Annotated in this window: 13 protein-coding genes; 4 read left to right on the top strand and 9 right to left on the bottom strand. The window is 70.2% G+C overall.

The annotated features are described in order from the left end of the window. Positions 1 to 3: 3 nt before the first annotated feature. The 3 genes from ABT014_RS08560 to ABT014_RS08570 all read right to left on the bottom strand — a co-directional run bounded on the left by ABT014_RS08560 (position 4) and on the right by ABT014_RS08570 (position 3,368). Positions 4 to 921 carry a carbohydrate ABC transporter permease gene (locus ABT014_RS08560; RefSeq protein WP_350637914.1) on the bottom strand — a complete coding sequence of 306 codons (918 nt, stop codon included), beginning with the start codon at positions 919 to 921 and terminating at the stop codon, positions 4 to 6. After that, on the bottom strand, positions 918 to 1,904 hold the full coding sequence (locus ABT014_RS08565; protein ID WP_350637915.1) for a carbohydrate ABC transporter permease: 987 nt from the start codon (positions 1,902 to 1,904) through the stop codon (positions 918 to 920). The genes ABT014_RS08560 and ABT014_RS08565 overlap by 4 nt, the downstream gene beginning before the upstream one ends. A gap of 150 nt (positions 1,905 to 2,054) precedes the next feature. After that, positions 2,055 to 3,368, bottom strand: coding sequence for an extracellular solute-binding protein (locus tag ABT014_RS08570; protein ID WP_350637916.1), 1,314 nt, complete (start codon positions 3,366 to 3,368; stop codon positions 2,055 to 2,057). Positions 3,369 to 3,927: 559 nt separating this feature from the next. Here ABT014_RS08570 and ABT014_RS08575 point away from each other — a divergent pair. The 3 genes from ABT014_RS08575 (at position 3,928) to ABT014_RS08585 (ending at position 8,361) form a co-directional block, all read left to right on the top strand. Beyond that, positions 3,928 to 5,235, top strand: coding sequence for an extracellular solute-binding protein (locus tag ABT014_RS08575; protein WP_350637917.1), 1,308 nt, complete (start codon positions 3,928 to 3,930; stop codon positions 5,233 to 5,235). A 189-nt stretch (positions 5,236 to 5,424) separates the two neighbouring features. Next, entirely contained in the window at positions 5,425 to 6,486 is a 1,062-nt protein-coding gene (locus tag ABT014_RS08580) for an SIS domain-containing protein (RefSeq protein ID WP_350637918.1), read from the top strand. A 357-nt stretch (positions 6,487 to 6,843) separates the two neighbouring features. After that, positions 6,844 to 8,361 carry a histidine kinase N-terminal domain-containing protein gene (locus ABT014_RS08585; RefSeq protein WP_350637919.1) on the top strand — a complete coding sequence of 506 codons (1,518 nt, stop codon included), beginning with the start codon at positions 6,844 to 6,846 and terminating at the stop codon, positions 8,359 to 8,361. Positions 8,362 to 8,710: 349 nt separating this feature from the next. On the opposite strand, the gene ABT014_RS08590 is transcribed toward ABT014_RS08585, so the two are convergent. Both ABT014_RS08590 and ABT014_RS08595 read right to left on the bottom strand, forming a co-directional pair. Then, complete coding sequence (locus ABT014_RS08590) at positions 8,711 to 8,962, bottom strand: WhiB family transcriptional regulator (RefSeq protein ID WP_014138019.1); 252 nt, start codon at positions 8,960 to 8,962, stop codon at positions 8,711 to 8,713. A gap of 369 nt (positions 8,963 to 9,331) precedes the next feature. Then, complete coding sequence (locus ABT014_RS08595) at positions 9,332 to 10,303, bottom strand: diacylglycerol/lipid kinase family protein (RefSeq protein WP_350637920.1); 972 nt, start codon at positions 10,301 to 10,303, stop codon at positions 9,332 to 9,334. Positions 10,304 to 10,353: 50 nt separating this feature from the next. Here ABT014_RS08595 and ABT014_RS08600 point away from each other — a divergent pair, with 50 nt between their 5' ends. Further along, positions 10,354 to 10,773, top strand: a complete 420-nt coding sequence (locus ABT014_RS08600) for a hypothetical protein (protein ID WP_350637921.1) — start codon at positions 10,354 to 10,356, stop codon at positions 10,771 to 10,773. Between the two features lie 96 nt (positions 10,774 to 10,869). On the opposite strand, the gene ABT014_RS08605 is transcribed toward ABT014_RS08600, so the two are convergent. The 4 genes from ABT014_RS08605 to sodN all read right to left on the bottom strand — a co-directional run bounded on the left by ABT014_RS08605 (position 10,870) and on the right by sodN (position 13,713). After that, positions 10,870 to 11,856 (bottom strand): RNA polymerase sigma factor SigF, encoded by a 987-nt coding sequence (locus ABT014_RS08605; protein ID WP_502894910.1) that lies wholly within the window; start codon positions 11,854 to 11,856, stop codon positions 10,870 to 10,872. A 201-nt stretch (positions 11,857 to 12,057) separates the two neighbouring features. Beyond that, complete coding sequence (locus ABT014_RS08610; RefSeq protein ID WP_350637923.1) at positions 12,058 to 12,471, bottom strand: ATP-binding protein; 414 nt, start codon at positions 12,469 to 12,471, stop codon at positions 12,058 to 12,060. 239 nt (positions 12,472 to 12,710) lie between these two features. Next, positions 12,711 to 13,193, bottom strand: coding sequence for a GNAT family N-acetyltransferase (locus ABT014_RS08615; RefSeq protein ID WP_350637924.1), 483 nt, complete (start codon positions 13,191 to 13,193; stop codon positions 12,711 to 12,713). A 124-nt stretch (positions 13,194 to 13,317) separates the two neighbouring features. Beyond that, a complete protein-coding gene (gene sodN, locus ABT014_RS08620) occupies positions 13,318 to 13,713 on the bottom strand; it encodes a superoxide dismutase, Ni (RefSeq protein WP_350637925.1) in 396 nt (131 codons plus the stop codon). Positions 13,714 to 13,920: the final 207 nt, after the last annotated feature.

Below are 13,920 nucleotides of genomic sequence, written 5' to 3' on the forward strand. Positions count from 1 at the left end.
GGGTCAGCCCTTGACCGCACCGGCGGTGAGGCCCGCCGACACCTTCTTCTGGAAGATCACGAACATCAGGATCACGGGCAGCGAGACCAGCAGGGCGCCGGCCATCTGGGCCCCGTAGTCCGCGCCACGGGTGGGGGTGGTGGCGTAGAAGGTCAGCCAGGCCATCGAGGTCTGCTTGCCGCCGCTGCTGAGCATGGTGTTGACGACGATGAACTCGTTCCAGGCCTGGATCCAGCTGTACACGCCGGTGGTGATCAGACCGGGCAGCGTGAGCGGCAGGATGACCCGGAAGAACGCGCCCCACTTGGTGCAGCCGTCGACCATGGCCGCCTCGTCCAGCTCGGCCGGGATGTTCACGATGAACGAGCGCAGGGTCCACACCACGTACGGGACGGTGAAGACCAGGTAGGCCAGGACCACGCCGAACAGCGAGCTGGTCAGCCCGGCTTCGTTCATCACCACGTAGAGCGGGATCAGGATCGCCAGCAGCGGCACCATCTGGACCACCAGCATGGTGACGATGAAGAAGTTGCGGCCGCGGAAGTCGAACCGGGCGACCGCGACCGCGGCGAGGAAGCCGATCACCAGGCCGAGCAGCACCGAGCCGAGGGTGATCACCGCGGTGTTCTGCAGGGCCGGCAGGAAGGCCTTGTCGTCGAAGATCGTGGTGTAGCTGTCGAAGGAGAACGAACTCGGCCAGAAGGTCGGGTCCTTGGAGATCAGGTCCTTGTTCGTCTTGAACGTGGTGATGATCATCCAGTAGATCGGGAAGCCCATCACGGCGGCGAAGCCGAGACCGAGGGTGTTCCAGACCCAGGTCATGCCCCGGCTCTCGCCGGTGGCGCGGACCTTGGTCCTGACCTTGGGGGCGGTGGTGGCCGGCTGCGCCGGGCGGTCCGCCTGCACGTCGACGGTGGTCATCGCTCGTTGGCTCCGATCTTGAGCATCTGGCGGATGTAGAAGACGAGCACCGCCAGCATGAGGACGATCATGGCGATCGAGATCACCGAGCTGTCGCTGTACTTGGACGCGACGATGCCCTTCTCGTACAGGTAGATCCCGATGGTCCAGTAGCCGTCCTCGGGCGAGGTGTTGCGGATCGAGAAGATCTGCGCGAACACCTGGAAGTCCCAGATGAAGCTGAGCGCGGTGGTGACCAGCAGGAACGGCCGGATGACCGGGATCACCACGTGGCGGAACGCCTGCAGCGGCCCGGCGCCGTCCAGCTTGGCGGCCTCCATCAGCTCCTTGGGCACCTGGGTCAGCGCGGCGTTGAGGCCGAGCACCAGGAACGGCAGCGCGCCCCAGATGATCACTGCGGCGCAGACCACGTAGAGGCCGACCGTCGGGTCGCCGAACCAGTCGTAGTGCTTGACCGACTCGTCGCCGGTGAGCAGGTAGCCGATGTAGTCGACCACGCCGCCGTTGCTCGCGAACAGCCAGCGGAAGACGGTGCCGCTGACCAGCGCCGGGATGGCCCAGACGAACATCATCACGGTGATGACGGTGACCTTGACCCAGTTCGAGACCCGGTTCAGCAGCAGCGCGAAGAGCATCCCCAGCACCATCGAGAGGATGACCAGTTCGGCCGTGAAGTAGACCGAGCGGAGCACGACCTCCCAGAACTGGCCGTCACCCAGGATCTTGGTGAAGCCCTCGAACCCGATGTACTTCCCCAGCGACGGGTTGACGATGTAGGCGTACCGGTTGATGTTCTGGAACGACAGGTCGAACAGTCTGAACAGCGGGTACGCCATGATCCCCACCAGCACGGCGGCGGCCGGCAGGATCAGCGTGTAGGGGATGTGGCGGCCGGAGGCGAAGAAGCCGCGGCGGGCCCGTGCCGGCGCCGCGGGCGGGGCCGATTCGGACCGGGTCAGGGTCTCGTTGCTAGTCACACTCATCAGGGTCCTTCCCGGGCCCGCGAACTGGGTGGGTCCTCGCGCGCGGGTGGGCAGTCCGCATGACCTCGCGAACTGCCCACCCCCTCGGCGATCGGCGCTGGCAGGCCCGGGAGCCCCGGCGGGCTCCCGACGGCACTGCGGTCAGCGGGTTCAGCCGTTCAGGTCCTTGACGATGGTGTCCTGAGCCTTCTTCAGCTCGGCGGCCGCGTCGCCGCCGGCGGCGATGGCACCGAAGGCGTTCTTCAGCGCGGTCTCGTCGGCGCCGGACCACAGCGGCGAGTTCGGGATGAACCAGGTCGAGCCCTCGGCCGCGTCACCGGCGGCCTTGTTCTCCGGCTTGGCGGCCTTGTAGGCGGCGACCAGGGTCTTGTTGTTCGGGATGGCGAACTTCGCCAGCTCGGTCTGCTGCTTGGTGTTGGTGTAGATCTGCAGGAAGGTCGCGCCCAGGCCGGCGTTGGCGGCCTTGGCCGGCACGGCCAGGTCCGAGCCGCCGAGGAAGGCGGGGGTCGGGGAGCCGGCGGCGGTGCCGGGGACGGCGATGGTGGCGAGCTTGTCGGCCAGGCTCGGGTCACCGGTCTTCGGGTCGACGACCGAGCCGACCTCCCAGCCGGCGCCGATGATGGCGGCGATGTTGCCCTTGGCCATCAGGGCGTCCTGGGTGGCCTCGTCGGTGGTGGTGCCACCGACCGAGAACTCCTTCTGCAGGTCGTTCCAGGTCTTGATGCCGTCGAGGAACTTCGGGTCGGTCAGCGTGCCGGTGAACTTGTCGCCGTCCTTCTTGGCGATGACGTTCTTGACGCCGAAGCCGCCGGCGCCGAACGCGGTGGCGGTGTACCAGTTCTGGCCGGGGATGTAGAGGGCCGAGAAGCCGGGGACGCTCGCGTTGGCGGCCTTGACCTTGGCCAGGCCGGCCTTCAGCTCGTCCAGGGTGGTCGGCGCGGCGGTCACGCCGGCCGCGGCGAACAGGTCCTTGCGGTAGATCAGGACGCGGGCGCCGGCGTAGTACGGCACGGCGAAGGTCTTGCTGCCGTCCGCGCTCTGGCCGGAGGCGGCGAGCGAGTCCAGCCACTTGTCCGAGTTGTCGAACTGGCCCTTGACGCCGGTCAGGTCGACGAAGGAGCCGGCCTCGATGTACTTGGCGGCCTGGGTGTTGCCGAGCTCCAGCGCGTCGGGCGCGTTGCCGGAGAGCAGCGCGGTGTCGAGCTTGGTGGTGTAGTTGGTCCAGGTCTGCCACTCGATCTTGAGGGTGGCGCCGGTCTCCTCCTCGAACTGCTTCTTGGCGGCGTCGACAACCGCCGGCCAGCCCTTCTGCGCGTCGTCCATCAGCCACACGGTGACGGTCTTGCCCTTGCCGTCCTTGCTCAGCGTCGCCTGCTTGGCGTCGCTGCTGGAACCGGACGAGGAGCAAGCAGAGGCGACGAGCACGGTGGCAATGGCGGCCACGGCTGCGATCTTGCGGTTCAAACCATCCTCCAGAGGGATGAGCAAGGAATGGCACCGGGCTGTCGGGCCAGAGCCCTGAGCTTCGCTGTGCCTGTGGGGGGTTGTCACCGGATGGCGCGAACACGAACTGCCGAGGTCGGCGGTGCGATCCGCGCGGTGGAGTAGACCATTGGTTTAGACCAACGCCTGGAGATTGGCATGGACCAATGAAGGGCGTCAAGGGTTCATCAGCGCTCTGCGCAACCCGTTACCAACGCTTGATGCGACCGTGCACTGTCGGTGGCCGTTCGGGGTTGGTCCGGACCAACCCTCCCGGCAAATCGCCCTGAAACGGTGCGAATTGGGCGGTCCGGAGGGTGGTCGCAGCGATGGACCGGTGGTTCCTCAAGGGTGGGTTAAGCCAGCCTCAGCCGGACCTGAAAGCGGCCCTCTTGACGCGCACGGCTCACGTCTGACAACGGGTCTGCAACGGAAGCCGCCTGCCCGTCGGTCGCGCGTTGACGCGTTAAGTGGTCTAGGCCAGTATCCGGAAATCCGGTCTGTTCCACAGCGCAGACCTCGTCCGTCATCGGAGGAATGCGTGAAGCGTCAGTTCCTGGCGGCTCTCGGAGCCACGGTCCTGCTGGCCACGGTGGCAGGCTGCGGATCGGAAGGACCGGCGAAGAAGCCCGCCGCCGCGGCCCCCGATCCGAAGACGATGACCGGCACGGTCACGGTGTGGCTGATGAACGAGGCCCAGACCACCTGGCCCGAGCTGGTCCAGCAGGTCAACGACCAGTTCGCGGCCAAGTACCCCAAGGTCGAGCTCAGACTGAGCTACCAGAACTGGACCGACAAGATCGCCAACCTGGACAACGCGATCAAGGCCGGGGCCGCGCCGGACGTGGTCGAGCTCGGCAACACCGAGACCATGAAGTACATCCTCGGCGGGGCGCTCGCCCCGGTGGAGCGGTCGACCTTCGACAACTCGGACAGCTGGATCAAGGGCCTCGCCGACACCTGCACGTACCAGGACAAGATCTACTGCGTCCCGTACTACGCGGGCGCCCGGGTCGGGATCTACAACTCCCAGCTGTTCCAGGACGCCACCGGCAGCGCCGAGGTGCCCACCACCGAGGACGAGCTGTTCTCCGCGCTCGACCGGATCCAGGCGAAGAACAAGGGCAACGCCGGCTTCTCCGCGCTCTACCTGCCCGGCCCCTACTGGTACGCCGCGATGTCCTACGTGGCGGCGTACGGCGGGGCGATCGCCCGCTTCGACTCGGGCGGCGTCTGGCACGGCACGCTCAGCGACCCCAAGTCGCAGCAGGGCGTGCAGCACTTCGTCGACCTGGTGAAGAAGTACAACCGGGGCGACTGGAAGGTCAACGAGCTCAACCAGGCCAACGTGCTCGGCCACGGCAAGGCCGCCATGCTCTACGGCAACGGCTGGGAGGTGTCGGTGGCGGTCGCGCCGATCACCGGCGACCCCAAGCTCAAGGACACCGTCAAGCTGGCCGGCATGCCCGGCCCCAACGGCAAGCCGCTGCCCTCCTTCATCGGCGGATCCGACCTGGCGGTGACCTCCAGGTCGGCCGCGCCGGAGCTGGCCGCGGACTGGATCCGGATGTTCACCTCCACCAAGTCCCAGCAGGTGCTGGTCGACAAGGACACCCTGCCGAACAACCTCGCCCAGCTCGGCCCGCTGCGGACCAAGCCGCAGACCGCGGCCGCCGCCAACGCGGTGCCGGACGCCTGGTTCATCCCGATGGCGCCCGGGTGGGGCGCGGTGGAGAAGCAGAACATCCTGGTCACCATGCTGACCGACATCCTCAAGGGGAAGTCGGTCGAGGACGCGACCAAGACCGCCGACGCGCAGATCGACCAGCTGATCAACAACCCGTCCTGAGCCGGGGCGCGGCCAGGCACCTGGCGGGCGCCCGAAGGGGTGCCCGCCAGGGGGCCCGGCCGTAGGATTCCGGTGGGCGCCGGGACGACCACCGGCGCCCGCAGCGAGTGTGCGGACTCGCCGCCGTAGAGGTCCCCGCCGGGCAGCCGCCCGCCGCGGGGTCGATCCATCTCATCGGAGGCACCACAGATGTCCGACCCTCAGACCCTCTCCCCGGCCCCGGGCCGGATCATGGCGGCGGAGATGGCCGAGCAGCCGGCCGTCCTGCAGCGGATCCTCGACCAGGGCGCCCCCAGGATCCGCCGGATCGCCGCCGAGATCGCCTCCCGCGGCCCCCGGTTCGTCCTGCTGACCGCCCGCGGCACCTCCGACAATGCGGCGCTGTACGCCAAGTACCTGGTGGAGGTGCTGCTGGGGAAGCCGGCCGGCCTCACCTCGATGTCCACCACCACCGCGTACGGGGCCAAGCCGGACCTCACCGACGTGCTGGTGATCACCGTCAGCCAGTCCGGCGGCTCGCCCGACCTGGTGGCCTCGACCAAGGCCGCCCGGGAGGCCGGGGCGATCACGCTCGCGGTGACCAACAACGCGGCCTCGCCGCTGGCCGAGGTCTCCGAGTTCCACATCGACGTGCTCGCGGGCGCGGAGAAGGCGCTGCCGGCCACCAAGACCTACACCGCCGAGCTGCTGGCGCTCTACCTGCTGGTGGAGGGCCTGCGCGGCGGCGACGGGGCGGCGGCCGGGGTGCTGCCGGGGCTCGCCGCCGGGGTGCTGGCCCGGCAGGCCGAGGTCAGGGCGCTCGCCGAGCGGTACCGGTTCGCCCAGCGGCTGGTGATCACCTCGCGCGGGTACGGCTACCCGACGGCCCGCGAGGCGGCGCTCAAGCTGATGGAGACCACCTACATCCCGGCCTCGCCGTTCTCCGGCGCCGACCTGCTGCACGGGCCGCTGGCGATGGTGGACAACGTCTCGCCGGTGATCGCCATCGTGCCGGACGGCAAGGGCGGCGAGGCGCTGCAGCCGGTGCTCGACCGGTTGCGGGGGCGTGGCGCGGACCTGGTGGTGATCGGGCAGCGCGAGCAGGTCCGGGCGGCCTCCGCCGGCTTCGTCCTGCCGCCCGGGGTGCCCGAGGAGGTCCAGCCCGTCCTGGAGATCCTCCCGCTCCAGCTGCTCGCGTACGAGGTCACCATCGCCCGCGGCCAGGACCCGGACGCGCCCCGCGCCCTCGCGAAGGTCACCGAGACGCACTGACCGGCGGGGGCCGGCAGGGCCGGCGGGGCCGGCGGGGGTCGGTGCTCCCCGGCGCCGGAAAGCACTACGGGCCACGGCGCCGACGCAGGACCCTCAACCTGCGCGGCACCGCAGCCCGGAGCTGTCGTCGGACATCGAGGGGGCCGGGAGTTGTGCGGGACTCCAGGCCGACGGTGTCCGACCGAGGAGGGGCCTCGCGCGGTCAGGGCAGTGTGCGCGGGGGGTCTCTCCTTGGTGCTCCTTCATTGTGGACTAGACCAATCTGGGTTGTCCAGAGGAGTGCCGGGATTGGTCTGGACAACCGGAGCGGCCCACTCCGGCAGGCCGCCCCCGGCGGCCGTTGGCTACGCTCGGTGTGTGCCCTCGCTGAACGAACTCGTCCGCCGCCACACCACCCTCACCGGTGCCGACGTGGAGTGGCTCCACCTGCTGGTCTCGGAGTGGCAGCTGCTCTCCGACCTCTCCTTCGCGGACCTGGTGCTCTGGATCCCGACCTGGGACGGCATCCGCTACGTCTCGGTGGCCCAGATGCGCCCCAACACCGGCCCCACCTCGTACCACGACGACATGGTCGGCCACCTCGTCCCGCGCGGGCGCCGGCCGCTGCTGGACGCGGCCTTCGACGAGGGCCGGATCGTCCGCGAGGGCGACCCGGAGTGGCGCGAGGAGGTGCCGGTCCGGGTCGAGTCGATCCCGGTCCGCCGCGAGGGCCGGGTGCTGGGCGTGATCGCGCGCAACACCAACCTGCTGACCGTCCGCACCCCGAGCCGGCTGGAGCTCACCTACCTGCAGAGCGCCTCCGACCTGGCCCAGATGATCGCGGCCGGCACCTTCCCGTACCCGGGCGAGCAGGCCGACATGGACGCCGCGCCCCGGGTGGGCGACGGGCTGATCCGGCTGGACATGGACGGCGTGGTCACCTACGCCAGCCCCAACGCGCTCTCCGCCTACCACCGGATCGGGCTCAGCACCGACCTGGTCGGCAGCCATCTGGGCCGTACCACCGCCGAGTTGGTGCCGCCCTCGCGCGGCGCCGTGCACGAGGCGCTGGTGAAGATGGCCAGCGGCTGGGCGCCGCGGCAGACCGAGGTGGAGGCCCAGGGCGGGGTGGTGACCCTGCGGACGATCCCGCTCAAGCCCAAGGACGTGCTGACCGGTTCGCTGGTGCTCTGCCGCGACGTCACCGAACTGCGGCGCCGCGACCGGGAGCTGATGACCAAGGACGCCACCATCCGGGAGATCCACCACCGGGTGAAGAACAACCTGCAGACCGTGGCGGCCCTGCTGCGGCTGCAGTCCCGCCGGATGGACTCGGACGCCGGCCGGGCCGCGCTGGACGAGGCGGTCCGCCGGGTCGGCTCGATCGCCATCGTGCACGAGACCCTCTCCCAGGCGCTGGACGAGAAGGTGGCCTTCGACGAGATCGCCGACCGGGTGCTGGCGATGTGCGTGGAGCTGTCCCAGGACGGCCGGGTGGCGGCCCGCCGGACCGGCAGCTTCGGCATCCTGTCGGCGGAGATCTCCACCCCGCTGGCGATGATCCTCACCGAGGTGCTGCAGAACGCCCTGGAGCACGCGTTCGGCCCGTCCGCCTCCGGGAACCTGGAGGTCAGCGCGCTGCGCGGGCGGGCCCCGGCGTCCGGTGCGGGCTGGTCGGAGAGCTGGAACGGGGGCGCCCGGCCGGACGAGTACCTGCTGATCACGGTGCAGGACGACGGCAAGGGCGTGCCGGAGGGCTTCGACCCGCAGCAGAGCGGCAACCTCGGTCTGCAGATCGTCCGCACCCTGGTCACCGGCGAACTGGGCGGCACCTTCGACATGGTCGCGGCGCCGGGCGGCGGGACCAAGGTGGTGCTGGAGATCCCCGTCCCGTAGCGGGCGGGGGCGGGTCAGAGCGGGGGAGGGCCCGCGCTCCGGGCCCGGAACGAGAAACGAGGCCCTGTCGACCGGGGGGGGTGGGTCGACAGGGCCTCTCAACCCGCTCCGGCCGTCGGGGGGAGTCGGCCGGAACGGGGGCTCTTGGGTGGCGCGACGCCCGCCCCGCGTGTTGCACACGGTGAGCGCCTGAGCTCCACAATATTGCTCTCAGTGAGCAGTATCAAGTGCCCGGGCCGCTCGCGTCGTCGGACCTCGCGCGAACGTGGTCCGTGAAGCGGAAGGCTCGGCCGTCCGATGCGGCGGAGCCCTTGATCATGGGTTGATCGGATTGCTGCTTGACGGTGTGTCAGGCGGTGCGGGCGCGGTTGCGGGCGGCACGGCGCTTCATCGCGCGACGCTCGTCCTCGCTCATTCCGCCCCAGACGCCGGCGTCCTGGCCGGTCTCCAGCGCCCACTGCAGGCACTGCTCCATGACGGGACAGCGGCGGCACACGGCCTTGGCTTCCTCGATCTGCAGCAGAGCAGGACCGGTGTTCCCGATCGGGAAGAACAGCTCCGGGTCCTCTTCGCGGCAGACAGCGCGGTGGCGCCAGTCCATGGTCGTCCAACTCCTCCGGTCGGCGGGCTGCGGCCCGCGCGACTCACTCGATGGCTTGTGAATGTGAACGCTTTCACGAATCCCGCAACAGCAAAAGGGACCAAAGGCCCATCGGGCCTGGGTGGTCTGTGCTGGGGTGGGGTTCCGGCTATCAAGGGATTCGTCGCGGCCACGCCCGTGAGGGCTAGGTCCCGCTGTCGCTGCGACGTGTCCCGATCGCCATGTAGAGGTTCGCAAACCTCGGGCTCGGATACAACCCCCTTCGGGGAGGAATTTTTGATTCTTCGGTGTCGCCTAGCTCACAGCCCGTACTTCTATGGGGTGAAGGGGGCTAGCGCGTTCGAGAAGAAGGGCAGGACCCCCTTCTGGTCACACAATCACACGCAGTGCCCGCCGAACGCCTGTGAAACTGACGCGACTCCTGTCTCCAAGGTGGTCCCCGTCGACCTGAAACGGGGCCGGTTCCTGTGAAACCAAGGTGAAGTGCCGGACGTCGTGATAGGAGACGACGTGCTTCCCGGACGGCCCGGGGGGCTGGGAAGCCCCGTCCGCAGGGGCGTGCGAGCGCAGAATCTGACGGACCGTTCGAGCCGTGCCGAACGCGGTCATTCGAGTGATGCCGAAGATGTCGAGGTCCGTGTCGAAGGAGGCGGAGGGTGAGGGGAACACCGGGCGGTTCCCCAGGAAGGTCCATGGCGAGGTGTTGGACACTATGGCCAGGACCAGGCCGGGAACCGGCTCCTGGCCATGCATTTCCAGGGAAACCGGCCCGGAACGGCGGTGTTCACGCTCCGTGACGTAGTGCCGGAGCGCCTGGTTGACGTAGAGCGCGTGCGTGGACCTGCGTCCCGCCCTGCGCTGCTGCTCCACCCTGCCCACCACGCCCGCGTCGAAGCCGAGGCCGGCGGTGAAGGTGAACCAGCGGTCCTCCAGCCCCTCGGTCATCGCCTTGCCCAGCCCGACGGCCCGCTCCCGCCCCTGCTCCAGCGCGTCCAGCAGCGCCCCGGTGGCCTCCACCGGATCGTTCGGCAGGCCGAGCGCCCGGGCGAACACGTTGGTGCTGCCGCCCGGCACCACCGCCAGCCGGGGCACCCGCTCGGACAGGCCGTTCGCGAGGAGCCCGTTGACCACCTCGTTGACCGTGCCGTCGCCCCCCAGCGCCACCACCAGGTCCACCGTGCCGTCGGCGGCCGCCTCCCGGGCCAGGTCGCGGGCGTGGCCGCGGTACTCGGTGAGGGCGACGTCCAGCTTCAGATCACTGCGCAGCGCGTGCGTCAGCACGTCCCGGGTCCGGCTGCTGGTGGTGGTCGCCTTGGGGTTCACGACCAGGAGAGCGCGCATGGCGCCAGCCTACGGGGCGTCGATCGAGGGACGGCGGTTACCCTGCTGGAGTGACCGCAGAAACCGCCGCTCCCGCCCCTGCTCCCGCCCGGCCCGCAGCGCTGCTGCTCGGCGCGGGCATCACCGTCCTGGAGGGCGCCGCGCTGACCGGCTGGGGCCTCTACGACCTCGTCGCCGGGCTGCTCGGGGACTCGGCCTCGATGGGCCGCAGCGAGGCCGGCGGAGTGGTCCTGCTGCTGATGGGCCTGCTGCCGCTGCTGGCCGGCCGGGCGCTGCTGCGCGGCCGCCGCTGGGGCCGCAGCCCGGCGGTGCTGACCAACTCGATCTGCCTGCCGGTCGCCTACTACATGTGGCAGTCCGGCGGTGCGATGGCGGCCGTCGCGGTGGCGGTCGCGGTGCTCGGCCTGACCGGCATCCTCGCGCTGCTCAACCCGAAGGTCACCGGCCTGCTCTACGACGCGCGGGCCTGAGCCAGGGGGCGCGGGCCCGCAGCCGCACGCCCCCGAACCCCGGAACGGCCGACGGCCGGGAGGCGGTGCCTCCCGGCCGTCCGGCTGTCCGGCGACTCACTCCTCGACCAGCAGCTTCTCCCGGAGCTGGGCCAGCGTCCTGGCGAGCAGTCTGGACACGTGCATCTGCGAGATGCCGACCTCGGCGGCGATCTGCGACTGCGTCATGTTCCGGAAGAAGCGGAGCACCAGGATCTTCTGCTCCCGCGGCGGCAACTGGGCCAGCAGCGGCTTCAGCGACTCCCGGTACTCGACCCCTTCGAGCGCCTCGTCGGTGGCGCCCAGGGTGTCCGCCACGGCCGGCGACTCGTCGTCGCTGTCCGGGACGTCCAGCGAGAGGGTGGAGTAGGCGTTGGCCGACTCCAGCCCCTCCAGCACGTCCTCCTCGGAGATCCCCAGGTGCTCCGCCAGCTCGTGCACCGTGGGGGAGCGGCCGTGCCGCTGGGAGAGCTCGCTGGTCGCGGTGGTCAGCGACAGCCGCAGCTCCTGGAGCCGGCGCGGGACCCGGACGGCCCAGCCCTTGTCCCGGAAGTGCCGCTTGATCTCGCCGACGATGGTCGGGGTGGCGTAGGTGGAGAACTCCACGCCGCGCTCGTGGTCGAACCGGTCCACCGACTTGATCAGGCCGATGGTGGCGACCTGGGTCAGGTCGTCCAGCGGCTCGCCGCGGTTGCGGAACCGCCGGGCCAGGTGCTCGACCAGCGGGATGTGCATCCGGACCAGCTGGTTGCGGATCTCCACCCGCTCCGGCGAACCCTCCGGCAGCCCGGCGAGCCGGACGAACAGCGCCCTGGCGGCCTCCCGGTCCGGTGCGCCCGAGCGGTGCCCCTGGGCGGGCACGGCACTGCGGACGGCCTCCGCGGCGGCCCGGAGCTCGCCCGCGTCGGGCTCGCTCGCGGGCACCGCCTCGGGCCGCTCCGGCGTCGGATCGGTCGGCTGGGTCATCCGGTGGGAGTCCTTCGGGTGCGCGTCGGGTTGGGCGGCGGTGCGGTCGGCGCTCGCCTGGGTCGGTACGGCAGGGCCGGCCGTACCGCGGTCGAGCACCGCGGAGTCGGCACGGACGGTCAGGTCGGCGGCGGCCGGGCCAGCGGCGGCTGCTGTGCGGTCCAGATCACTCACGGCGATCACCCGTTCCGTTCCGGGAGCACTTCTCACTGGTTGTACCGCAGAGCACTGCGATACGGGGCGCCGTACGCGCGGTGAATACGACACCGTGCGTACGGCGGGCACTGCGGCAGGTCCGGACTACAGCGAGGCCGAGGCCCCGCCCCGCTTCTTGTGCAGGCTGATGCTGACCGTCCGGTCCTCCGCCACCGAGGACTCCACCTCGCCGGCCAGTGCGGAGAGCACCGTCCAGGCGAAGGTGTCCCGCTCGGGGGCCCGGCCGTCCGTGGTCGGTGCGCTGACCGTGACCCGCAGGGAGTCGCCGACCAGCCGGAACTCGCAGCTCAGGACGGACCCGGGGACAGCCTGCTGGAGCAGGATGGCGCAGGCCTCGTCCACCGCGATCCGGAGATCCTCGATCTCGTCCAGGGTGAAGTCCAACCGGGCCGCGAGTCCGGCTGTCGCCGTTCGCAGCACCGAGAGGTAGGCCCCCGCTGCGGGCAGCCGGACCTCCACGAAGTCCTTCACTCCGGGCTCGCCGTCGATCTGGGACACCCTCACCTCCTGGGTGGCGCGCGGTGCTTGCGGCCGAACGGCCGCGGCACTTCCTCTTGCTTGGCTCAACTGCTTCGCCCCAACTGTGCGCAGCGGTGGTGCGGTACGTACCGGTCATACCCACTGGGAAGGGCCGGAACGCCGCGCATCCGCCGGTGACGTTACCGCGATCGGGGGACGGATGTGGTGATCTTCGGCCACCGTCACGGGAACGAGCTAACCCCGTGGCCGAAACCGGCTCAGCGCGGGGTGGATCCGAGCTCGGCGAGCGGCTCGTCGGTGAGCCGGTAGACCGTCCAGCCGTCCATCGGTACGGCGCCGAGCGACTTGTAGAAGCCGATCGACGGCGCGTTCCAGTCCAGCACCGACCACTCCATCCGGGAGTAGCCCCGCTCCACGCAGATCCGGGCCAGCTCGGTGAGCAGCGCCTTCCCGTGGCCGCCGCCGCGGCGGTCCGGGCGGACGTACAGGTCCTCCAGGTACACGCCGTGGGTGCCGCGCCAGGTGGAGAAGTTCCGGAACCACAGGGCGAAGCCGACCGCCTCACCGCTGGCGTCGTCCTCGGCGATCAGGCCGAACAGCGCCGGGTGCTCGCCGAACAGCGCGTCGCGCAGCTGCTCCTCGGTGGCCTTCGCCTCGTCCGGGGCCTTCTCGTACTCGGCCAGCTCGCGGATCAGGGCGTGGATGACGGGGACGTCGGTGGTGCGGGCGGTGCGGATCATAGGGCCGAGCCTACTCGCGCCGACCACGGGAACGGGAGCCTCGCGGCGACCCGGTTGCCGGACCGCTCCCGGGTACGCCACTGCCCCGGCGGGCCGTGGCCCGCCGGGGCAGTGGCTGCCGTGATCAGGCCTTCTTGGTCTCCCAGAAGATGGTGTCGATCTCGGCGATCAGGTCCAGCAGGGCCTGGCCGGTGGCCGGGTCCGTGGAGGCCTTGGCGGCCGAGGCGGCCTTGCCGGCCCGGTTGAACAGGTCGTGCAGCTGCGGGTAGGCCTCGAAGTGCGGGGCCTTGAAGTAGTCGGTGTGCAGCACCGAGAGGTGGTGCTTGACCAGCTCGGCGCGCTCCTCCTTGATCACGATCGCGCGCGCACGGAAGTGCGGGTCCTCGTTGGCCTGGTACTTCTCCTGAGTGGCCTTCACCGAGTCGGCCTCGATCCGGGCCTGGGCCGGGTCGTAGACACCGCAGGGCAGGTCGCAGTGGGCGTGCGCGGTGACGCGCGGAGCAAACAGACGAGAGAACATGGGAGTCCTTCCTTGGATCGTCTTCCCGCGCCCGAGATTACCCTCACGTGCCTCAGGATTCGCGTCTGCCCCGGGGGCCCGGGACCAAAGTCGGAGGTCGAACCGGCCGATTCCGGACGGGGTGCCAGGTGACCGTGCGACGGGTGACACTGGGACCGGGCGAGCGGTGGACACGAGGTCAGGAGCGGTCGGATGCCGGAGAGTCGG

The sequence above is a fragment of the Kitasatospora sp. NPDC094015 genome, assembly GCF_040304075.1.
In the GTDB taxonomy this organism is placed as follows: domain Bacteria; phylum Actinomycetota; class Actinomycetes; order Streptomycetales; family Streptomycetaceae; genus Kitasatospora.